Source organism: Chitinophaga sp. 9-1-y (assembly GCF_059511905.2).
The window spans coordinates 6,886,403-6,908,661 of record NZ_CM197955.1; the positions used below are offsets into that span (position 1 = coordinate 6,886,403).

Consider the following 22,259-nt stretch of genomic DNA (forward strand, 5'->3'; position numbering starts at 1 on the left):
TCGCAGTTTTTCGATCGGTTGATATAGATAATCCTTTATCAGCAGGGACGAATGGCAGCAAATTACAAATTAATTTTTTTCGCCATAAAATAAAAAAGAGTACATTTGCGTTTACTGTAAATATACTAGACTAAAGCTGTATCGCATGCGTAGATTAACCTCTTTATCATTGCTCGTAGGTACCAGCGTAATGCTATCCATGAGTGCCTGTCATAAAGACGGCGGGGGACTTTTCGGTAAGAAGAAGCAAGCTTCTTCCGCTACTGGCTGGAACTACAACGACCAGAAAATGGGCGGTTTCAGCGTAGCTAAAAACGTTGACCAGCAAACCGGACCAGGACTTGTTTTCGTACAGGGCGGTACGTTTGCAATGGGAGCAACGGAGCAGGATGTAATGGGCGACTGGAATAACATTCCACGTCGTATCACTGTTTCCTCATTCTACATCGATGAATCTGAAGTAGCCAACGTACATTATCGTGAATATTTATACTGGTTGAATCGCGTTTATGGCGAATCATTCCCGGATGTTTACCGTAATGCACTGCCCGATACCCTGGTATGGCGTAGTGAACTGGCCTACAACGAGCCATTGGTTGAATACTATTTCCGTCACCCGGCTTATAACGACTATCCGGTAGTAGGTGTAACCTGGAAACAGGCCAGCGACTATTGTAAATGGCGCTCTAACCGTGTAAACGAAAAATTACTGATGGACAAAGGCCTGCTGTCTAAAGCAGATGTAGGCAACCAATCAGACGACAACACCTTTGATACCAAGTCTTATATGGCTGGTTTGTACGAAGGAACTCCCGGTAAATTGTCTAAAGGAGCTAAACAACAATTTAAAAACGCAGACGGAACTCCCCGTAATGCTGTTTTTGAAGATGGTGTAATGTTACCTAACTACCGTCTCCCAACAGAAGCGGAATGGGAATACGCTGCACTGGGTTATATTGGTCAAAACCCTGGCCCTTCAAAAAAAGAAGGCAAACACGGGGAAGAGCTGATCATGAACAAACAGGTTTATTCCTGGGGTACCAACACCAGCGGTTTACGTGATATCCGCCGTGGTACTATGCAAGGTCAGTTCCTGGCCAACTTCAAGCGTGGTTCCGGTGATAACATGGGTGTGGCCGGTGGTTTGAACGACCGTGCTTCTATTCCTGGTCCTATCCGCTCTTTCTATCCTAATACGTTTGGGATCTACAATATGTCCGGTAACGTATCAGAATGGGTACTGGACGTTTACAGACCGCTGAACCCCATCGATGGAGAAGACTTCAACTACTTCCGTGGTAACAAATTCCAAACTGTTTATCAGAACGAAAATAAAGAACTGGAAAAAGACAGTCTCGGTCACCTGAAAATGCGTGATGTAACTGACGAAGAGAGTGCTAACCGTTTGAACTACCAGAAAGGTGATGTAATCAACTACCTGGATGGTGACTCCCTTTCACAGGTGGAATATGGTTATGGCGTTACCTCCCTGATCAATGATAAATCTCACGTGATCAAGGGTGGTAGCTGGAATGACCGCGCTTATTGGCTTTCACCTGGTAACCGCCGTTACATGCAGGACGATATGGCCACTAACACTGTTGGTTTCCGTTGTGCAATGGACCGTGTAGGTAGCCCTGAAGGTAATAAGTTCAAAACAGGTAACCTGTTTAAGAAACAACGCCAGAAGAGATAATTCAATAAAGCCGAAAGCATAAAGCTGAAAGCAAAAAGCCATAAAAGCGAATGACCTAAGCAAAGATTAATATCCGCTTAGGTCATTCGCTTTTATGGCTTTTTGCTTTCAGCTTTATGCTTTCGGCTCCCAGAGCTCCAGTATTTCTTCTGTATGATTTTTGGTATCCGGCTTCCTGATGATATGTGCAATCACCCCTTTTTCATCAATGAGAAAAGTAGTGCGGTGGATACCATCATACACTTTTCCCATCATTTGCTTTTCTCCCCAAACACCGTACTGATTCACGATCTTGTGGTCTTCGTCTGCCAGTAAGGTAAAAGGCAGTTCAAATTTTTCGATAAACTTCTGGTGACTTTGTTCGCTGTCTGTGCTCACACCTACTACCACGTACCCTTTTTTCAACAGCGCGTCATAATTATCACGCAGGTTGCAGGCCTGAGCGGTACAACCAGGGGTATTGTCTTTCGGGTAAAAATACAGCACCACGCGTTTCCCTTTAAAGTCAGTCAGGGACACGGTTTTACCGTGCTGATCATGTCCTTTAAAAACCGGGGCTTTGCTACCTTCCTTTAAGTTTGTCATATAGCGTTTTTTAGCTGTTATTAGAATACTAGCGTTTGAAAGAGAGGCGGTAAGTGCCTTCATTGCCGGCAATATCCGTTACTTTCATCACCAGGATATGTGTACCTGGCTGACAGTGTTCATCAAATGTATAAGTCAGTACGTTTCCTCTACGGGAAAACAGCAGCCATTTGCCATCCAATTCTGCGCGATAGCTTTTAATACCGCTGGCATCACTCATAGCAAAAGCGATTTTGCCGGCCCGGGCAAGATTGGCCCCAGGTTTCACACCTAACGGCGTTACCTTAGGTGCTACCGTATCTACCTCCAGGTGGAAATTACCGAAGTCGCGGAACGAACCTCTGTACCAGCCGTTTTCCAGCGTGGTGGATGAAGCGTTACTACCCATCCCTTCACGTACCATTACCACTTTAGATTGCAGATTCTCCGGCACATTACGGGAAGGCTTCAACAACACATTAAAGTAGTCGTGTACCGGCACCAGTGGCGTATGCAAATGATATACATTAGAATAGGCTTTATTGCTTACTGACGGGGTTTCAGCGTAGTTGAAACAAATTTTATCATATAGTGCCTCTTCATCCAGGTAAAACTCTACCTGGTTATTTTCGAAGATATTGCGTGAATCCGGGTACATTTCGTTAGCGCAGGTTTTATCTGCCGCTTCCGGGCCGCCCTGTTGCAGGTGCAACTTTACGGTGGAGGTGTTGCCATAGGCATCTTTTACCAACAGCTTCACTTCGTGTACGGCTCCATCTTCCAGGTGAATGGTACCATCGCCTTTCAGGTCGTGGTAAATATCCAGCTTGTTGCCAGGCAGCGAGAAAAGCAGCTGATAGTAAGGACCACCGCCCTTCTTCACTTTGTAATCGATATGTGCGTTGAGATAACGGGTTTCGTCGTAACCGATATTATCCAGTTGGAAATCGATGTCAGGTTCCCCGTTTTGCAGCAGCGTTACTTCGTAGATGCCGTAGATGTTACCGGTATTCATGCGGTCAACGGCACTTATTCCCAGGCTCGCTTTTGCAGCATTGATTTTAATGACCGGCTGAGTGGTTACATATTCACCGTTTACCTTTTTCACCGGCAGCATAATAGGTTGCTGTTCGTAGATACTTTTATCGCGGTCATATACGGCAATGCGGTATACGTCTGGCGCATGGGTATCTGCGATATCAAATCCAAAGAGCAATGGATTCAATGGTTTTTCTGATTGGGTATTGCGGATTTCGAAGTGCAGGTGTGGGCCGGCAGAACCACCGGTATTACCGCTCCAGGCAACAAAATCTCCTTTCTTTACCGGGAACATGCCAGCTGGGATAACCAAATCACTTGCCCAGCTTTCTGCCTGGTATTGTTGCTTCTTCACATATTGCTGCAGGGCAGGGAAAAAAGCGTTCAGGTGGGCGTATACTGTCGTGTAGCCATTGGGGTGAGTAATGTATAACACATTCCCAAAACCCGTATGGGATACCCCAATACGACTCACATATCCATCTGCGGCTGCATGTACAGGCAGATTCTCCTTTTGCTGGGTTTTAATATCCATTCCTGAATGGAAGTGATTGGGGCGCAACTCACCAAAGTTTCCGGCCAGCTCTATCGGAACATTCAACGGATTTCTGAAATAGCCTTGCGGATAGTCCTTTACCGGAATGGATTGCGCCTGTAATAATTGCGGTAGTAAGCAAAATAAACCGATGACTCTCTTCATAATATTGCAAATGTAGGGAAAAGCGTAGTTTATGGTATCTCCTGGTGGCCTTCCATTTTTTTAAGGTGCAGGCAGGGGAAAAATTTAGGGAGATGGATACCGCCGTGGCGTTTCCATCTCCCTAAAACAAATTGTTATAATATTATTGCTTACAGTTGCTTCTTAATAGTGCTGACAAGCTCCTGGAATCCCGGTTCTTTGCGGATTTCCGGCTGCCAGGCAAATCCCATTTTACACAGGTCATATTCCTGGATAATGGTAGCCCCTTCTTTGCCCTCTTCTTTCCCTAATACCCAAACGGTATCAGAAATGGCAGCGGCATTTTCAATATCATGACTAACAATAATCAGCGTATTTTCTTCATGCAGGGTAGATACTTTGATCAGCAGCTGAATCACCTTATCGATCATGAGCACATCCAGTCCGGAAAAGGGCTCATCCAATAAAATAAACTTGTTGCCGGTAAGTACCTGCTGAATAATGCTCACACGCTGGCGTTGGCCACCACTGAGCTGTGCCGGGTATTTCTTCAGGTGTTCTGTTAACTGAAAGGTACCTGCATAGTCTTCAATAATGCGCTTTTTCTCCTCTTCTGTCAGCTTAACAGTCGCATTATCCAGTCCTATTTTCAGGTTATGATAAATAGTACGGTGGTTAAAGAGGATATAGTTTTGTGGTACAATTCCTACTTCTCCTGCTTTCACCGGATGTTGGTCGCTGTCTATTTTCACCACACCCTGTGTTGGCTGAATCAGCCCGGACAGAATTTTAAACAACTGGGTTTTACCAATACCACTTCGGCCGATCAATGAAACCACCTGTCCCTGTTGCATATCCGGGCGATGAATATCATGAATACAGAAGTTAATATTGCGGAGAATGGTTTTATCGCCATACTGCAGCGTAATATTTTCCGCAGTCAGCAACGGCGCGTGTTTCGTATATACGTTGGCGTTCATTAGCGGGTAGAAAGTTTAGTGTAAGGAAATAACCACTCCCGGAATTTACCAAGAATATAGTCAAAAAAGATACCCAGCAAAAAGATGATCACCAAAGTACTGAATACTACGTCCAGTTGTACATATTTGTTAGCGCGGATCAGCATTACGCCAAGACCGCCTTCACTCATGCTCAATCCTTCTACAGAGGTAATCATGAGCCAGGCAATTGCGAAGTTTTGACGCATTACTTCAAATACCTGGTCCAGTCGTCCTACGATAATCACTTCCCATAAGGTTTTCCAGCTATTCATACGCAGGGTGGTACATAACTCAAATTCCTGTTTATTGATGCCATCGATTACAGAGAGCAACGAAGTAACAAAGAAGGGAACAATACCAAAAATCAGCAGGCTGAGCTTTAGTTCGTGTCCGTTCTGTGTCCACAGGGTAAAGAGAAACGTTAAACCCGTCAGGGTAAGATAACGACACTTAATAACGAAGCGTGCAATTGGATTAAAGAAAGGAACAATTGACAGGTAACTGATCACCAGTGCAATCACAATCGAGATAAACATCCCTTTGATAGTGAGTACCAGGCTGGCGAATAAATCATCGATAAAGGATGGATTTTGAACTATTTTACCCAGTGTTTGCAATACCTTCAACGGTGTTGGAATTAAACCACCCCCGCTAAGCTGCCATGCTACCAATGCTATTATTACTTCTACAACTATCAGCGATATCATCGCACGGCGGTTGAGTGTACGCAGTGGTTCAAAAAAAGATTTAATCACGTTCAAGCTATTGTATGGATGAAAAGGGCATTGTGTTGTCCGGGAATTCCCGGACAACACAATGATCACATTACTGACCTAATACGATTTGTACGCGGCGGTTTTTAGCGCGACCATCATTCGTATTATTATCGGCAAGTGGTTTGGATGCACCATAACCTTTTGATTCGATACGGGCTTCCGGCAGGCCTTTACCTACGAGGTAATTTCTCACTGCATCTGCACGTTCGTTAGATAATTTTTCGTTGGCGGTTTCATTACCTACGTTATCAGTATGACCGTATACCCCTACTTTCAAACCTTCTGCTACTACGGCACTTTTCAGGATTTCATCCAATACTATGTGTGAAGCAGCTTTGATTACCGCACTACCGGTTTCAAACTGGATCTGGTAAGATTTGGAAGATACTTCTGAAGTAATGTTATCAGCATACTTTTCCTTGATCGCAGCACCTTCCAGCAGTTCAGGGTGATTAGCCACCACAGAAGCCAGGAACGACTTGTCTACTACCTGGGCATATCCAGGATAAGTAGGCATCACTTCAGGATACATTTTGGCCAGGATTTCACCGAAAGTAGCATACACGATTTTGTAACGGTCAATTCCATCTTTACCCATACCAAAAGTATTAGCGGCATCGGTGAGGTTGAACGCCATAGATCCACCCAGCGGGATAGTCAGACCCTGAATGTCTTTTTCTTCCACGCCGTTGTAATATTTCAGCCAGTAAGCGCCGTTCTGCTCGTTGTACACTTTTGCAGAAACGTCACCGGCAAAGGCTTTCGCATCATTGAAAGAACGTACCTGGTCGCCGGCTTGTGCCAGTGCGATGATCAGGTTTTCGATATCTGTGCGGTGATCGTAAGCAAACTTTTTGATGGTGATGGTGATATTCGGCATCTGTGACGTGTATTCACGGGTAGAAGCGATATTTACCAGGCCACCTTTTTTCTGTGCTACGTTCACGTCGCCCGGAGTCCAGGTAGCTACAGCGTCTACACCTACTGTGGTGTCTTTGCTGGTTTTCTTACCATCAATTACCAGTTTGCGGTTTTCTTTATAACCTGCAATGTATTTGGCGCCGGCATCCAGGAAGTCGTTCGCAGCAATGATATTGATGGCATTGCGATCGTACGATGTTTCATCCGGATTCACGGGGATATTGTTATCACCCGCCCATTTCAGCATGATATTCAGGTCACCGTCGCGGAGTACACCAGCAACAGTTTTACCAATAGCGCTTTTAGGGTCTCTTTTCCATTCAATAGGTCCCATCAGTTTATCTTCACCATAGCTTTTACCCATGGTATAGAAAGCGATGGGTTGATAGTCTGGTCCCAGTGGTTCCAGTTCTTTGCTCAATGCAGCAAAGAAAGCAGGCATACCATCTCCCATGAAGGAAGCGAAGATACCAGTGGTATTAGGATTCTTTTTATAATCCTGTGCAAACTTTACGATGTCTGCGAGGGATTTGTTACAGTCGTCCTGGCGTACCAGTTGTAACTGTAATTTGGCTTTATCGATCAGGGAACCTTTGGTAGTATTGACACCACCGTTGGCGTACATCAGTGCAAACTGGGAGTTCCACGCCATTACGCGCCAGGATATTTTGGTACCACCGTTCAGTGCTTCGGAACTTTCAGGTAAGGGCAACTTCACAGCATTCCCACTCAGTGATGCTTCTGCGGCATCCGGTAAGGTTACTTTTCCAATTTCGGTGGCAGCTTTTGCTTCTTTGGGGCGTTTATCCCACCATAACACTTTTCCTGCATAGATGGCACCTAACAGCAGTACGATGCCAAAAACCTTTCCACCGGGTTTTACTTTCACGGCCATAGTTGTAATATTTGTTGATTAGAGGTTGTTGTTTTAGTTAGCTTAACAGATCGTTGTAGTTATCAGTACGAACCGTACCAGGTTGTTGAGGTACGCGGGAAGGTTCCCATTTCTGTATGTCCAGTTTGTATGTTTTATCGGGGTCGTAAGACTCCAGCATTTTCAGGCCCTGCAGCTCATAGGTGGCATTATCCAGGTCTATAGAGCGCATAAAGTCTGTAGAATAGTTGATAGCTTTCTTCATGCTGGCCAGTTTGGTAGCAATATCTTCTTTCAGGAATTCCATAGATTGTTCTACCATCAGTTTTTTCTCCGGATCGCCGTTGAAAATTTTGAGTGCAGATGACAGGGCTTTGTTACCGGAGGTTACAGACTTGTAGAGGTCTTTTTTCAGTTCCAGTTCATTGCGGGCATCTTCAATCATGTAACCGCTATTTTTATGCACTTTGGTGAGGTAGTCACCAATGCGGGCGAGGTTATCGCGTATAGGGGTCAGCTGTGCGATGTATTCCTTCACACGGGCAATTTGCCTGGTAGCGTTACCTAATTCCGGCAGCATGTTGTTGTTTTGGGCGGCTTTGGCGCGGCTCAGGAGCTGCGTCATTTCCTTTTCTTTGTCGCTGATCTTGAGATCAATTTTTTCTTTTTGCGCGTCTACTTCAACAGATTGTGCGTACAGTTTTTCGCGCTGTTCTTCCATATCGCCGATATAATCTTCTGCGATGAGGAAGGGATCCAGTTCAATGACCAGGCCTACGAGTTTTTTCATGAGCCACTCGTACAGGTAGAACAGGCTAAGGCGGAGTTTACGGTGTGTTACACAGTAAAGAAATACGCCCAAACATACCAGTGCGATACCAAAGTTGAGGGTGTTCCAAACCACAGCAGTGAGGATGGGAATTACATAGTACCCAATGGCTACCAGTAGCCCCAATCCGATCAGGATGCCGAATTTACCTCCTGGCCGGTTCCAATAAGATTTAAGTTTCTGCCCCTGATCGGTAGCAGGAAAGTATTGCGTCTCCATAGCGTTAAAGCGATGTTTCTATTTTTTGAATGTCTGTGTTTATTTTTCTGACCATAGCCTCGCAAGCCACCTGGTATCCCTGGCGGTTAGCGACAATTTTCTCCTCCTGTTCAGCCATTTGCTTCTTCAGTTGTTCTGTTGTAGCCTGTGCTTCTGTAATTTCTTTGGTAAGCTGTTGGATCAGGGCGGCATTATCTGCCATCTTCTTTTCCAGATCCTGTAATTGCTGATGTCTGCCATCTACTTCGGTACTGGCTTTATCGGCAACTGCTTTTTCAAATTCGGCTCTATCCTGCTCAATGATTTGTTTGTACTGGGCAGCGCTTTCAATGAGCCTGGTTTTGGTGAGGCCCTGGATGCTAAGGGTAGCATACACGGCAGCCATACGGGCGTTTTCGTCCTTTACATGCGCTTCCAGCGTGTCCATCATTTTCCAGAATTCGTAATAATCAGGCCCGGGGAAGTTGCTTTTTTCAAACAGCGTACTGAAGTGCTGCTCAAACTTGTCCATATCTGCAGCAGATAGGGCAACTGGCCCTGGTGGCCGATCCGGAGAGGGTGCTGACGGATTACTAAGCGGGAATTTTTGCGACAGAGAGGGCTGTTCAGGCCTTCTGACTTCGCTGTTTTCTTCGGGTTCAAATTCCACAAAAAGACCCATTGCTTTTTTTAGAAAGTTTGACATTAAAATTTGGGTTGAAGCATGAAAGTGGTTTTATATGTAGTGCTTTGTCTGTATAGGTTATATAACGTATAGGTGTTACATTAAATGCAAGTTATATGCCAATGTCAGTACAGGTGTATTTGTTCACATATAGGTGTTAGTTGATTTCGCTATAAATATATATATATTTCGCTGAAGTAGTGTCAAAACGGGGGAAAAGCGTGGCAGCAAGGGTTGAAACCGTATTAAACCTTCCGGGGAAGCCGGAATAGCCCGGAAATTTTGGTACAAAAAGAGTATTCCAGCCTCTGCCATATCCTCCATTACAGTTTATCCTCTTTTTATAGTACATTAGAACCCGCAAAACGTGCAAGCATACATGTCTATCAAGGTATCAGAACTTACTAAAGTATACGGGGAACAACGGGCAGTGGATGCAATCTCCTTCGAGCTAAAAAAGGGCGAAATCACGGGGTTTCTGGGGCCAAATGGCGCCGGAAAATCCACTACCATGAAAATGATTACCGGTTTTCTGCCCCCTACCAGTGGGAAGGCCAGCGTATGTGATTTTGATATCGTTACCCAATCCCTGGAAGTACGCAAAAGAGTGGGCTACCTACCGGAATCGAATCCTTTGTACTATGATATGTATATCAGGGAGTTCCTGGAATTTATAGCGGGCATCCACCAGTTGGGAAAGGCTGGTACACAAAGGATTGACACGGTAATACAACTCACTGGCCTTCAGCCGGAGCGTCATAAAAAGATCGGAGCACTATCCAATGGCTATAAACAGCGTGTAGGCCTGGCCCAGGCCCTGCTGCACGACCCTGAAGTACTGATCCTGGATGAACCTACTACCGGCCTGGATCCCAATCAGCTGGCCGATATACGGCAACTGATCAAAGAACTGGGCGCTAATAAAACGGTAATACTTTCCACACATATTATGCAGGAAGTAGCCGCGCTTTGCGACCGCGCCATCATCATTAACAAGGGAAAAATCGTGGCAGACGACAAATTGTCGGTATTGCAGCAAAACAATACCGGGAATGGTTATTTACAGGTTACCTTTGCGGAACCTGTTACGGAAACCGAGCTGCTGTCTATCGGCGGAATCACCCGTGTAGTGGCCGTAGAAGAGCATAGCTGGCAATTATTTACGAGCCAGGTAGATGAGGTAAGAAAAAACCTGCTACAATTTGCTTTGATTAATAACCGGAACATACTTTCTTTGCAGAGCAATTCACAAAGCCTGGAAACTATTTTCCGGGAAATGACGAAAAGCGCTTAGGCATCAGCTGCCAGCTGTAAGCTAGTGCAGCGAAGCATACCATATAACATATCCGTCTAGCTAACAGCTAACTGCTGGTAGCTAACCGCTAAATATCGCTAACAATAACAATTTTTTGAATTATGAGTACTATTTCAGAAATCCATGCCAGACAAATTCTCGACAGCCGTGGTAACCCTACAATTGAAGTGGATGTAACCACCGAAGACGGCCATTTTGGTCGTGCAGCAGTTCCATCCGGCGCCTCTACAGGTAAGCACGAAGCCGTAGAACTGCGTGATAATGATAAAAGTGTTTACATGGGTAAAGGCGTTCTGCAAGCTGTTGCTAACGTAAATGACATCATTGCGGAAGAACTGATTGGCTGGGAAGTTACAGACCAGGCCGGCATCGATAAAATGCTGATTCAATTAGATGGTACTCCAAATAAAGCCAAACTGGGAGCTAACGCTACCCTGGCAGTGAGCATGGCCGTTGCCAAAGCTGCTGCTGAAGAAAGCAACCAGCCACTGTATCGCTACCTCGGCGGTGTAAACGCTTTCACCCTGCCTATTCCTTTAATGAACATCATCAATGGTGGTGCACACGCAGATAATAAAATTGACTTCCAGGAATTCATGATTGTACCGGTTGGTGCACCTTCTTTCTCTGAAGGTCTGCGCTGGGGCGTGGAAATCTTCCATCACCTGAAATCTGTACTGAAGAAGAAAGGTTACAGCACCAACGTAGGTGATGAAGGTGGTTTTGCTCCTGAAATCCAGAGCAACGAAGAAGCCATCGAAACCGTACTGGAAGCTATCAAAGCAGCTGGTTACGAACCAGGTACCCAGGTAGCTATAGCACTGGATGCTGCCAGCAGCGAAATGTACGATGAAGCTACCAAGAGCTACAAATTCTACAAGAGCTCCCAAAAAGTAATCAGCAGCGATGAAATGGTGGCTTTCTGGACAGAATGGGCTAACAAATATCCGATCGTTTCTATCGAAGACGGTATGGCTGAAGACGACTGGGATGGTTGGAAAAAACTGACTGAGTCTATCGGTAAACGTGTACAGCTGGTAGGTGACGATTTATTCGTAACCAACGTACTGCGCCTGAAAGAAGGTATCGATAAAGGTATCGCTAACAGCATCCTGGTTAAAGTAAACCAGATCGGTACCGTAACTGAAACCATCGATGCAGTAAACATGGCCCACAAAGCTGGTTATACTTCCATCATGAGCCACCGTTCCGGCGAAACTGAAGATACTACCATCGCTGACCTCGCCGTTGCCCTGAACTGCGGCCAGATCAAAACAGGTTCTGCTTCCCGTACTGACCGTATGGCGAAATACAACCAGTTACTGCGTATCGAAGAAGCACTGGGTGAAGTAGCGATCTATCCTACTAACTCTATCAGCGTTAAGAAATAAAAATTACGAATTACGAATTACGACCTGTAGGGAGATTGTAAACGCGGATATTATTCGCTACCATCTCCCCACAACTTCGTAATTTGTAATTCGTAATTCTTTAGTAAATTGCCATATGTTCTGGTCCAAATCCATCCAAAAAATGCCAAAGTTTTTGAAGAATAAATTCTTCATAGCTTTTGCTGCCTTTGTGATATGGATCTCCTTCCTGGACAAAACCAACCTGATGTCCCAGTACCAGTTCCAGTCTGAGGTCAATAAACTGGAAAACCAGAAAGCTTTCTTTATACAGGAAATCAAACAAACCAAAGAAGAACAGCAGGAGCTGCTTTCCAGCCCTGAAAAACTGGAAAAGTTTGCCCGCGAAAAGTATTATATGAAGAAAGATAATGAAGACCTGTTCATTATCACCCCCGCCCCTAAGCCCTAACCCATACCCTGCTCTTGCGTATCTTAAAAATTTATCTTAAATTAACAATAGATAGAGCGCTTACACCGTTATAAAAAAGAACCTATTCTTAGTATTAAAATAATAATGCATGAGTAATTTTACACTTTCTGTACTGTCTACCCTGTGTCTTGTTACTAAAAGCGACATTAAACATCACCAGGAGGAACTTTCTTTAACCCAGGAAGAGCAGGCTTGCTTTGAAAGTGCCCAGGCAGCACTTAACACCGTTCGTTATTCACCACGGCCGGCTACGCTGCAGGTTATTTTTGACTATGCCGCCAACAAACAAACCTCGGAAGAAAAGTAAGAACGGTCTTTACTTTTTTCATTTTTCCTATCTTTAGGGCATGACTCAAAAAGAGCGTTATGCATTTGTTCTCAAGTACTTTGAGGACCATGCGCCCAATGCCGAAACGGAACTGATCTACGACAATCCATACCAATTGCTGGTAGCTGTTATCCTGTCTGCCCAATGCACTGATAAGCGGGTTAATATGACTACCCCCGCCATCTTTGACGCTTACCCGGATGTATATGCCCTCAGCAAGGCTACTTTTGATGACCTCTTCCCCCTGATACGGAGTATCAGCTACCCTAACAATAAAACCAAACACCTCATAGGAATGGCGGAAATGGTAGTGGAAGACTTCCACGGGGAAATACCTGCCACCGTACCAGAACTTGTGAAACTGCCCGGCGTAGGCCGTAAAACGGCCAATGTAATTACTTCGGTAGTACATCATCAACCGAATATGGCAGTAGATACACACGTATTCCGGGTATCTGCCCGTATTGGACTGACCACCAACGCCAAAACACCGCTGCAAACGGAACTGCAACTACTGAAACATATTCCAAAAGAGAAAGTACATATTGCCCACCATTGGCTCATTTTACACGGCCGTTATACCTGCATAGCCAGAAGCCCCAAATGTGGGGAATGCGGCCTCAGACCAGCCTGTAAGTATTATGCAAAGCTGATAAAAGCCAACTAACGATGCGCCCTTTTCTGACTGCTGCCTGGAGAAACCTCCTGATGATCAATTTCGAGGCCGATCCGGCGGTGCTCAAAGCCTATTTACCTGCCCATACAGAGCTGGATACCTGGAACAATACCCACTATGTTAGCCTCGTAGGCTTTCTTTTCCAAAATACAAGGGTAAAAGGTATTAGTTTGCCCGGCCACCGTACATTTGAAGAAGTTAATCTCCGGTTCTATGTACGTTTCAAACAGGATGGGACCTGGAAAAGAGGGGTCGTATTTGTAAAAGAGCTGGTTCCCAAGCCATTGATCACCTTTGTGGCAAATACCCTCTACAAAGAAAAGTATGCCACACATCCTATGGAGCATCGCTGGGACTACCCGGACGCTGATACGTTGAAAGTAGCCTATAAATGGAAAGTAAATAACGAGTGGAATCATTTAACGGCCACCGCATCACGGGCAACACAACCTATTATTACCGGCAGCGAAGAAGAATTTATTACGGAGCATTACTGGGGTTATACGCGGGTAGATGATCATACAACCGGCGAATACCAGGTTACTCATCCACAGTGGCATACCCATCCGGTGAGCGATTTCAGTTATCATTGCAGTACACGGGCCCTCTATGGTGCAGCTTTCGAAAACATGCTACAGCAACCACCGCGCAATGCGCTGCTGGCAGCAGGCTCTGAGATCTCCGTGATGCCCGGTAGAAAAGTCCGGACCGGCACCTTATAAGCGAAGAAAGTTTAGCTGACTTTTACAAAGATGGCTTTCCCGAAAGAGTGGTTAACTTCTACCAGTACCAGTGTACCATTTTCATATTTAAATATGTTCTTTTTCCCTTCCGGTAAAGAGAGTTCATACATGCCTCCACCCAGCGATTTTAAGGGCAGGAACCGGCCCAGCGTTTCAGAGAATACGCGTGTGAGCTGCCTGGGTTCAGCAAAGTAAAGATCTGCCACACATTCTTCGATCTCTGCATTATTTAATACTGACTTTTCCCCGTCTACCGTAATCGTATATTCTTTACCGTTACGGATGGTGGTGGTACTTTTTTTATCTTCTCCGTTTTTAATGCGGGAAGACTTTGCATTAGTGAGTACGTTATTACTGTATTCGTTAATGATATCGCTGTTTATTTTCGATAGCATCACCTGTATACGTGTTTTGATAATAATACTTTTGGCAGCTCCGCTGGTTTTACGGTTAGCTTCAATGGTGCCTACCGCATGGTTCCCAATTCTCACTTCAAAAGTATTTACCTGGGCACTTGCCTGTACATACACTACAGCTACAGTAATAACGGTTAGCAATACACGAAAAAGGTTATACATAATAATCAACTTAAACTAACAAAAAAATGTAGCTGCGAATAGTCTGCCGATACAGAAAAATACAAAAAATCCTGTCACGGCGGACAGGATTTTTTATTGTGCAGTAAAACAATATGTTGTGGGAATACCTATGCGAGCATTTCTTTGATCTTTGTCACCAGTTCTCCTTTCGTAATAGGAACACCCATAATCTTATTATAGCCTTGTGCATCAATGAGGAACTGATCACGGATAATTTTGATCAGCTGACCATTGTTGATTTCCGGGATCAATACTTTATCGTAGCTATGGAGTATTTCACCGAGGTTTTTAGGGAATGGACGGATATGACGGATGTGTGCATGCGCCACTTCGTGTCCTTCTGCGAGCAGGTCTAACACGGCGCTTTTAATAGCACCATAAGTAGATCCCCAGCCGAGCACCAGTATTTTTCCTTTTTCCGGCCCCAGTTCAATTTTCTGTAACGGAATATGATCTGCAATCTTATCTACTTTCTCCTGGCGAATTTTCACCATGAGCTGGTGGTTTTCAGGATCGTAGCTAACGTTACCGGTAATATTCTGTTTTTCGAGGCCACCAATGCGGTGTTCCAGTCCCGGCGTACCAGGCACCGCCCAGGGACGTACCAGGTTTTCGTCGCGGTGATAAGGCAGGAACTGCTCCTCTCCTTCTTCCAGCCCTTTCTTGAATTTCACTTCAATTGTTGGCAGGTCAGCTGCTTTCGGGAAACGCCATGGTTCAGCACCATTGGCAATATATCCATCGCTGAGGAAGATAACCGGCGTCATATGCTGCGCTGCGATGCGGAATGCTTCAAATACAGCGTCGAAGCAGTCGGCCGGCGTGGAGGCAGAAATAACCGGCATCGGGCATTCGCCGTTACGGCCATAGTAAGCCTGTAACAGATCAGATTGTTCGGTTTTGGTAGGCAATCCGGTGGAAGGTCCGCCGCGTTGAATATCTATAATGATCAGCGGAATTTCCAGCATTACTGCCAGGCCCATGGCCTCGCCTTTCAATGCCATACCCGGACCGGAAGTAGTGGTAACCCCCATATGTCCGCCGTAAGAAGCGCCGATAGCAGAGGTAATCCCTGCAATTTCGTCTTCTGCCTGGAAGGTACGGATGCCAAAATTCTTGAAACGGCTCAGTTCATGGAGGATATCCGAAGCCGGTGTGATAGGGTAAGTACCCAGGAACAGCGGCAGATTAGCTTTCTGGGAAGCTGCTACCAGGCCGTACGACAAGGCTGTGTTGCCGGTGATGCTGCGATAGGTGCCTGGCTCCATACGGGCTTTTTCCACCCGGTAGCGGGTAGTAAAGGCTTCTACGGTATCGGCGAAGTTGTAACCGGCATGCAATACTTTGAGGTTACTCTCCAGGATTTCCGGTTTCTTACCAAATTTCTCTTTGAGGAATACTTCTGTATTCTCCATATTACGGTCATATAACCAGTAGAGGAAGCCCAGTACAAACATGTTTTTTGCACGGTCTTTCTCTTTCATACCGAGGGTCGTGTCTTTGAGCGCTTCGCGCGTCATTTTGGTGACATCCATGGTATGCAGCTGATAAGCAGCCAGGGATCCGTCTTCCAGGGGATTAACGCCTTCCGGGTAATTGGCGAGGCGAAGATTCTTGGAGTCGAAACCATCGGTATTGGCGAGGATGATCCCGCCTTTCTTGAGTCCCTTCAGGTTAGCTTTCAATGCAGCAGCGTTCATGGCCACCAATACATCACAGGCATCACCAGGGGTAAATATTCTGTTAGAAGAGAAGTGTAGCTGGAATCCACTCACGCCGGGCAATGTACCTATTGGGGCACGTATTTCGGCCGGGAAGTCCGGGAATGTGCTCAGGTCATTACCGAATAACGCGGTATTGTTTGAAAACTGGGTACCTGTTAACTGCATCCCGTCTCCACTGTCGCCTGCAAATTTTATCACTACATCCTCCAGCTGTTGAATCGAAGTATTAGGCATCTATTTATCTTTTAAGGTATTCTTTTTAAAGATGTAAATTTAGGTAATCGGGCGGTAGTAACGCGCTAACTGGCAATATTATTCCCGATCCGATCACAAAAGTACACAACTTTAGTAGACCATTGCAGCAGAAATCAGCGATTCCCATTACTTTTAGTTATGAGTGATAACCGGGGGTTATTGGTTATAAAAATGCTAATTTTAGCGGGATTTACCGGATTCTAATACCCGGGTATCAAATCAAATCGTATTTTTAACCCATAAATTTAAACTATACTTTATGGCACTATTTCAATCGAACAACCCTGTACTGAACCAAGATGTGTATAGTAAGGCGGCACCTGTTCAGGGTGAATCCATGACGATACGTGGCACTGTTAACAAAATGTCTTTCCTTTTTGCATTATTGCTGGTTGCTGCTTTATATAGCTGGGGCTTAATCACCAAAGGTGAGATGGGGCAGGCAGGCTTACTGGCCATAGGCGGTGCTATTGTGGGCACTATCCTGGCTTTTATCATGATCTTTAAAAAAGAATGGTCACCATATATTGCCCCTGCTTACGCATTGGCAGAAGGTTTATTCCTGGGATGCGTTACTGCGTTATTCAATGCTAAGTACCAGGGGATTGCCTTTCAGGCAATAGGCCTGACATTGGGCACCTTTGTAGCGATGCTGGTATTATATCGTACAGGCGTAATACGTGCTACGGCAAAACTCCGGGCCATTATCTTCACTGCGATGCTTGGCATCGTGATTTTCTATCTGGCCACCTTTGTATTAGGTTTGTTCCATGTTGCTATGCCCGCATTGGCACCAGGTAGCCCATTGAGTATCGGTATTTCCCTTTTCATTGTAGCGATTGCAGCATTAAGACTTATTCTGAACTTTGATGATATTGAAACCGGCGCTGCTATGGGCGCACCTAAATATTTTGAGTGGTATGCTTCCTTCTCTCTGCTGTTGGCATTGATCTGGCTCTATCTCGAAATACTGCGTTTGTTAATGAATTTGAATAGTAGAAAATAACAACATAACACATGTAATTCTCAGCCCTGTCCGAACGGACGGGGCTTTTTTTTTATTTTAACTGATCTTGTTTTTGTTAACATCTTCCAAAAGATATGTTAAATGGCAGCCGATCAAAATATTATGGCACCGTAATTGCAAAATCGGTATTCAACAACAAGTTCTTTCACATCATAAAAACAGTTAACAAAACAATGCTAACATTTTTACTTGCCATATAACCTTTATTGTTGAACCATTTAAAATTGTAAGCTATGAAGAAGATTAAAGTAATCATGTTAGCACTTGCAGCTGTAGCGTTTGGAGCATTCGCATTTAAGGGCGTTGATGGTGGTACCATAGCTGGTAAAGTAACACCGGCAGAAGGAGCCACGGAAGCCTGGGCCATTCAGGGAACAGATACATTGACATCTGCCGTTACTGACGGCGCATTTAGTTTTGAACATGCGAAAGCGGGTGCATATACCGTTATTATAGGAGCGAAAGCGCCATTTAAACCTGCAACTGTTACAGATGTTAGAGTAGATGAAGGAAAGTCTACCGATTTGGGAGAAATTAAATTAGCACATTAAAAAAATTAAATAAGAGCAATAGTTTGTTTTCATAGGGGTTAATCAGAAAGCCGGTTCCGTACGTCTGTACGGCCGGCTTATTTTTTTTGTGGTCATTGCCGCGTGTGTGGCTACTTTTACCTCCTTCCTCCTTCTCTTTTTCCCGGAAATCAGATACCTGCGTAGGGGTATGTGTTTTTCCGGACGTCATTTCTTAAAGCCCCCTAAAAAATGACGACATGAAAAAGCAGTTTATCATTACATATACCAGTTTAAGTGTTGGGTGGTTACTATTGATGATAGCCATCTTCAGTTTTATACTTTCCAGTTGTACCAAAGACAATATCGATGGTTCGGGCCATGTGGTGACTGAAACCCGTACTATTAGTCCGCTTACAGATGTGGAAGTATCCGGAGATTTTGAGGTACATCTGAAACAAGGTGTAACGACTACATTAGGCATTACTGCGGAAGATAATATCATTGGCATAGTGGAAACAGGTGTACGCAGTAATACTTTGTATATACGCATCCGTGACCGCAAGATACTTCGGCGCCATTTACCAATAAAGATTTATATACAAAGTCCTATTTTTCAACGGCTGCAATTTGATGGCTCCGGCACGGTAGATAATCAGGATACCATACGAACATCGCTTTTCAAATATGAAGTGAACGGGAGTGGTGCCGGCTGGCTGACATTAGCGACCAACGCACTCAGTACTACTATTAATGGTTCCGGTAATATGGTGCTGAAAGGCAATGCCGACATTCATAACAGTGAAATTAACGGCAGTGGAAATGTAGATGGTATAGGCATGGAGGTACAAAAAGCCAATATTACGATCACTGGGTCCGGCGAACATAGCACTTTTGTGCAGCAGCACCTGGATGTGCAGATATATGGCAGTGGTAATGTTCGTTATAAGGGAGGAGCCAGTGTGGCCAGCAAGATAATGGGATCTGGCAAAGTCATCCAGCAATAAGTTATTAAGTTCGTATAACCTACACCGTTATACTGTCTGTGTTTATAAACGAAAAAGGCCCCCGCATTTGCGGAGGCCTTTTGATATTTTACAGATGGGGCATTTATCAGGCGCCACCTAATTTGCATTTCTGCAGCACTTCCCATGATTTACCGTTGTGACGGAGGAAGTAGAGGTTATTTACCTTGAAGGTAGCCTCATATTCCTTGTTTTCATATTCAGGCCATGCTTTATTAAACTGGTCATCTTCCAGGTCTTTAAAGGCCACGGTTACGTGAGGAGTAAATCCTGTACGTGCCAGCATTGTACTGAAACCAAATTCCTTACGCAGGAAGTTGATCAGTTGACGGTGCATAGCAGACATGGTTTCACTTTTTTCCACGTTGATGAAGAGTACACGGTTTTGTTTGTTCGGGAAAGTACCGAAGCCTTTCAGGGATACTTCGAAAGGTGCCTGTGTTTTGGCAAACTCTGTCAGTTCATCACAGAAAGCTTTTTCCAATGCCGGATCAGCCGTGAAAGGTACCTGCAGGGTGATATGTGGCAACACTTTCAGTGCGTACATAGGACCATATTGTTCTGCAAATTCCTGTTTGATTTTTATGATTTCTTTACCTACTTCTGCAGTTGGCAGGAGGGCGATAAAGTAAATTTTGTTATCAGGTTTTGGTTCAAAGCGTTGAGGTCTTCCGCCCTGTCTTGGGTTTCCGCCACCACGGTATCCACCGCCGCCGCCGCCACGGTTGTAACCACCGCCGCCACCGCCGCGATCGTAACCACCACCGCCGCCGCCGCGATTGTAACCACCGCCGCCACCGCCGCGATCGTAACCACCGCCGCCACCGCCGCGATTGTAACCACCACCGCCGCCGCCACGATCGTAACCACCGCCGCCACCGCCGCGATTGTAACCACCGCCGCCACCGCCGCGGTCGTAACCACCGCCGCCACCGCCGCGATTGTAACCACCACCGCCTTCGCGATTGTAGCCACCACCACCGCCTTCACGGTTGTAGCCACCACCACCGCCTTCGCGATTGTAGCCACCACCACCGCCTTCACGGTTGTAGCCACCACCACCGCCTTCACGGTTGTAGCCACCGCCACCACCTTCACGGTTGTAGCCGCCACCGCCGCCGTAACCACCGCCACCGCGATTGTAACCGCCGCCACCGCCACGGTCATATCCGCCGCCGCCGCCGTAGCCACCGCCGCCTTCACGATTGTAACCACCGCCACCACCTTCACGGTTGTAGCCGCCGCCACCATCACGATTGTAACCACCACCACCGCCTTCACGGTTGTAGCCGCCACCGCCGCCATCACGATTGTAATCAGTACGCGGACGATATCCGCCTTCTCGATTGTAACCAGTGCGCCCCTCAGAGCTTCCACTGTTGTAGTCGGGCTTGCCGCCTTCCCGCTCGTTATTTAAATTGGGTTTGTCATCGCCTTTCTCCTTATTGGGATCATTCTCTTTGTTGGTATCAGAAGAATAAGGCCTGCGGGGGCGTTCGTTTCTCTCAAAAGTCATCTTACTTAATTAAGCGTTTGAAGCAATATTAGCTATGATTTCATAAAAATGAAATACGTCCTGATAGGAGTTATATAAGGGTGCCGGTGATACCCTGACAACTCCGGGCTCTCTCCAATCAACGATTATACCGGCATCGGTCATCCGTTGATGTATTTCTTTACCTTTATCCTGGAACAACAAAGATAACTGAGCGCCACGTTCATTACAATTTTCCGGTGTTATAATCTGGAAATTTATGCCTTTTAACTGTCGTAACAGGAATTCAAGATAATTGGTCATTCCTATACTCTTGGTACGTAAAGCGCCGATACCGGCTGCTTCAAATAATTCCAGGGAGGCTTTCAGGCTAACCATATTAAACACCTGAGCGGTGCTTTGTTGCCATCCTTCAGCTTCTTTTTTAGGCACAAACCCTTTTTCCATTTTAAAACGAGCACTCTCTTCATTGCCCCACCAGCCACCTAAACGAATAAAATCGCGGTTACTGGCATGTTTCTCATGCACAAAAGCGCCTCCTACTGCGCCGGGACCGCCATTCAGGTACTTATAAGAGCACCAAACGGCAAAATCTACTTCCCAATCGTGCAATGCTACCGGTATATTTCCAGCTACATGTGCCAGGTCGAAACCTGCGTAAGCGCCTGCCTTATGAGCAGCTGCTGTTATAGCGGGTATATCAAAAAACTGTCCGGTATAGTAATTTATACCTCCAAATAAAACCAGTGCTAAGCTATCACTTTCTCTGTTAATAATCTCTAAAATATCTTCTAATCTTATCAAATGTTCTCCGGGTCGCGGAGAAACTTCTATAATTGCACTTTCAGGATCGTAACCATGAAACTTAACCTGTGTCTCAACTGCGTATTGGTCGCTGGGAAAAGCTCCCGCCTCCATTAACACTTTAAACCGCTGTTTGTTTGGTCGGTAAAAACTAAGCATCATCAAATGCAGATTTACCGTCAGCGTATTCATCACCGTCAACTCCTGGCGGCTTGCGCCCATCATACCTGTCAACGGCTTACTGCAATATTGCTGATAATATAACCACGGATGCTGCGCCGACCAATAACCTTCTACTGCACATTGTTGCCAATCCGTCAACTCCTGTTCTATAGCTGCTTTAACATTCTTTGACTGTAAACCGAGTGAGTTGCCACATAAATAAATAGCATCCTTTCCGTTACGTTGTGGAAAATGAAACTGGTCTCTGAATTTATGTAATGGATCCTGCTGGTCCTTCTCTTTAGCAAACGCTAACGATGCTACGTACTCCATGGTCTTCCAATCTTGATGCGCCTTAGTGTTGCTCTTTTAATGGCGATTTCTGCTAGTTGTCAAGCAAAGCTGTACTTCTTATTTCTTATCTATCTATATCTTTCTAAATTCTTACAGGCTAAATGGCCTAACGGTTCAAAACAGACTGTCTTTTAATATCT

21 protein-coding genes are annotated in these 22,259 nt (G+C 45.3%); 10 read left to right on the forward strand and 11 right to left on the reverse strand.

Annotated features, from left to right (window positions below; genetic code table 11):
• Positions 1 to 145 precede the first annotated feature (145 nt).
• Positions 146 to 1,696, forward strand: coding sequence for an SUMF1/EgtB/PvdO family nonheme iron enzyme (locus AC5ZC7_RS27180; protein ID WP_496162183.1), 1,551 nt, complete (start codon positions 146 to 148; stop codon positions 1,694 to 1,696).
• A gap of 114 nt (positions 1,697 to 1,810) precedes the next feature.
• Here the strand turns inward: AC5ZC7_RS27180 and bcp are convergent, their stop codons facing one another.
• The 7 genes from bcp to AC5ZC7_RS27215 all read right to left on the reverse strand — a co-directional run bounded on the left by bcp (position 1,811) and on the right by AC5ZC7_RS27215 (position 9,282).
• Positions 1,811 to 2,281 carry a thioredoxin-dependent thiol peroxidase gene (gene bcp / locus AC5ZC7_RS27185; protein WP_496162184.1) on the reverse strand — a complete coding sequence of 157 codons (471 nt, stop codon included), beginning with the start codon at positions 2,279 to 2,281 and terminating at the stop codon, positions 1,811 to 1,813.
• A gap of 28 nt (positions 2,282 to 2,309) precedes the next feature.
• The gene (locus AC5ZC7_RS27190; protein WP_496162185.1) at positions 2,310 to 3,998 is read right to left on the reverse strand and encodes a peptidoglycan DD-metalloendopeptidase family protein; all 1,689 of its coding nucleotides are present in this window, start codon (positions 3,996 to 3,998) and stop codon (positions 2,310 to 2,312) included.
• A 149-nt stretch (positions 3,999 to 4,147) separates the two neighbouring features.
• Positions 4,148 to 4,957: an ATP-binding cassette domain-containing protein gene (locus AC5ZC7_RS27195; protein WP_496162186.1), complete on the reverse strand. Its 810-nt coding sequence runs from the start codon at positions 4,955 to 4,957 to the stop codon at positions 4,148 to 4,150.
• Positions 4,957 to 5,733 carry an ABC transporter permease subunit gene (locus AC5ZC7_RS27200; RefSeq protein WP_496162187.1) on the reverse strand — a complete coding sequence of 259 codons (777 nt, stop codon included), beginning with the start codon at positions 5,731 to 5,733 and terminating at the stop codon, positions 4,957 to 4,959. Before AC5ZC7_RS27200 ends, AC5ZC7_RS27195 begins: the two co-directional genes overlap by 1 nt.
• Before the next feature lie 70 nt (positions 5,734 to 5,803).
• Positions 5,804 to 7,570 carry an OmpA family protein gene (locus AC5ZC7_RS27205; RefSeq protein ID WP_496162188.1) on the reverse strand — a complete coding sequence of 589 codons (1,767 nt, stop codon included), beginning with the start codon at positions 7,568 to 7,570 and terminating at the stop codon, positions 5,804 to 5,806.
• A 37-nt stretch (positions 7,571 to 7,607) separates the two neighbouring features.
• A complete protein-coding gene (locus tag AC5ZC7_RS27210; RefSeq protein WP_496162189.1) occupies positions 7,608 to 8,597 on the reverse strand; it encodes a hypothetical protein in 990 nt (329 codons plus the stop codon).
• A 4-nt stretch (positions 8,598 to 8,601) separates the two neighbouring features.
• Positions 8,602 to 9,282: a hypothetical protein gene (locus tag AC5ZC7_RS27215; protein ID WP_496162190.1), complete on the reverse strand. Its 681-nt coding sequence runs from the start codon at positions 9,280 to 9,282 to the stop codon at positions 8,602 to 8,604.
• A gap of 358 nt (positions 9,283 to 9,640) precedes the next feature.
• Here AC5ZC7_RS27215 and gldA point away from each other — a divergent pair, with 358 nt between their 5' ends.
• From gldA to AC5ZC7_RS27245, 6 genes are all read left to right on the forward strand, one after another.
• On the forward strand, positions 9,641 to 10,555 hold the full coding sequence (gldA, locus tag AC5ZC7_RS27220) for a gliding motility-associated ABC transporter ATP-binding subunit GldA (protein ID WP_496162191.1): 915 nt from the start codon (positions 9,641 to 9,643) through the stop codon (positions 10,553 to 10,555).
• 122 nt (positions 10,556 to 10,677) lie between these two features.
• Positions 10,678 to 11,967 carry a phosphopyruvate hydratase gene (gene eno, locus AC5ZC7_RS27225; protein WP_496162192.1) on the forward strand — a complete coding sequence of 430 codons (1,290 nt, stop codon included), beginning with the start codon at positions 10,678 to 10,680 and terminating at the stop codon, positions 11,965 to 11,967.
• A 142-nt stretch (positions 11,968 to 12,109) separates the two neighbouring features.
• Entirely contained in the window at positions 12,110 to 12,397 is a 288-nt protein-coding gene (locus tag AC5ZC7_RS27230; RefSeq protein ID WP_496162193.1) for a septum formation initiator family protein, read from the forward strand.
• A gap of 109 nt (positions 12,398 to 12,506) precedes the next feature.
• The gene (locus AC5ZC7_RS27235) at positions 12,507 to 12,725 is read left to right on the forward strand and encodes a hypothetical protein (RefSeq protein ID WP_496162194.1); all 219 of its coding nucleotides are present in this window, start codon (positions 12,507 to 12,509) and stop codon (positions 12,723 to 12,725) included.
• 40 nt (positions 12,726 to 12,765) lie between these two features.
• The gene (gene nth / locus AC5ZC7_RS27240; protein WP_496162195.1) at positions 12,766 to 13,413 is read left to right on the forward strand and encodes an endonuclease III; all 648 of its coding nucleotides are present in this window, start codon (positions 12,766 to 12,768) and stop codon (positions 13,411 to 13,413) included.
• A 2-nt stretch (positions 13,414 to 13,415) separates the two neighbouring features.
• Positions 13,416 to 14,144 (forward strand): DUF2071 domain-containing protein, encoded by a 729-nt coding sequence (locus AC5ZC7_RS27245; RefSeq protein ID WP_496162196.1) that lies wholly within the window; start codon positions 13,416 to 13,418, stop codon positions 14,142 to 14,144.
• An 11-nt stretch (positions 14,145 to 14,155) separates the two neighbouring features.
• On the opposite strand, the gene AC5ZC7_RS27250 is transcribed toward AC5ZC7_RS27245, so the two are convergent.
• A complete protein-coding gene (locus AC5ZC7_RS27250) occupies positions 14,156 to 14,743 on the reverse strand; it encodes a DUF6134 family protein (protein ID WP_496162197.1) in 588 nt (195 codons plus the stop codon).
• A 128-nt stretch (positions 14,744 to 14,871) separates the two neighbouring features.
• Positions 14,872 to 16,722: a 2-oxoacid:acceptor oxidoreductase subunit alpha gene (locus tag AC5ZC7_RS27255; protein ID WP_496162198.1), complete on the reverse strand. Its 1,851-nt coding sequence runs from the start codon at positions 16,720 to 16,722 to the stop codon at positions 14,872 to 14,874.
• 280 nt (positions 16,723 to 17,002) lie between these two features.
• Between AC5ZC7_RS27255 and AC5ZC7_RS27260 the strand changes: the two genes are divergently transcribed.
• The 3 genes from AC5ZC7_RS27260 to AC5ZC7_RS27270 all read left to right on the forward strand — a co-directional run bounded on the left by AC5ZC7_RS27260 (position 17,003) and on the right by AC5ZC7_RS27270 (position 19,286).
• On the forward strand, positions 17,003 to 17,749 hold the full coding sequence (locus AC5ZC7_RS27260; protein ID WP_496162199.1) for a Bax inhibitor-1/YccA family membrane protein: 747 nt from the start codon (positions 17,003 to 17,005) through the stop codon (positions 17,747 to 17,749).
• 254 nt (positions 17,750 to 18,003) lie between these two features.
• The gene (locus AC5ZC7_RS27265; protein ID WP_496162200.1) at positions 18,004 to 18,321 is read left to right on the forward strand and encodes a carboxypeptidase-like regulatory domain-containing protein; all 318 of its coding nucleotides are present in this window, start codon (positions 18,004 to 18,006) and stop codon (positions 18,319 to 18,321) included.
• A 218-nt stretch (positions 18,322 to 18,539) separates the two neighbouring features.
• Positions 18,540 to 19,286 carry a GIN domain-containing protein gene (locus AC5ZC7_RS27270; protein ID WP_496162201.1) on the forward strand — a complete coding sequence of 249 codons (747 nt, stop codon included), beginning with the start codon at positions 18,540 to 18,542 and terminating at the stop codon, positions 19,284 to 19,286.
• Between the two features lie 106 nt (positions 19,287 to 19,392).
• On the opposite strand, the gene AC5ZC7_RS27275 is transcribed toward AC5ZC7_RS27270, so the two are convergent.
• The gene (locus tag AC5ZC7_RS27275) at positions 19,393 to 20,820 is read right to left on the reverse strand and encodes a 2'-5' RNA ligase family protein (protein ID WP_496162202.1); all 1,428 of its coding nucleotides are present in this window, start codon (positions 20,818 to 20,820) and stop codon (positions 19,393 to 19,395) included.
• A gap of 9 nt (positions 20,821 to 20,829) precedes the next feature.
• Entirely contained in the window at positions 20,830 to 22,098 is a 1,269-nt protein-coding gene (gene kynU, locus AC5ZC7_RS27280) for a kynureninase (protein WP_496162203.1), read from the reverse strand.
• Positions 22,099 to 22,259: the final 161 nt, after the last annotated feature.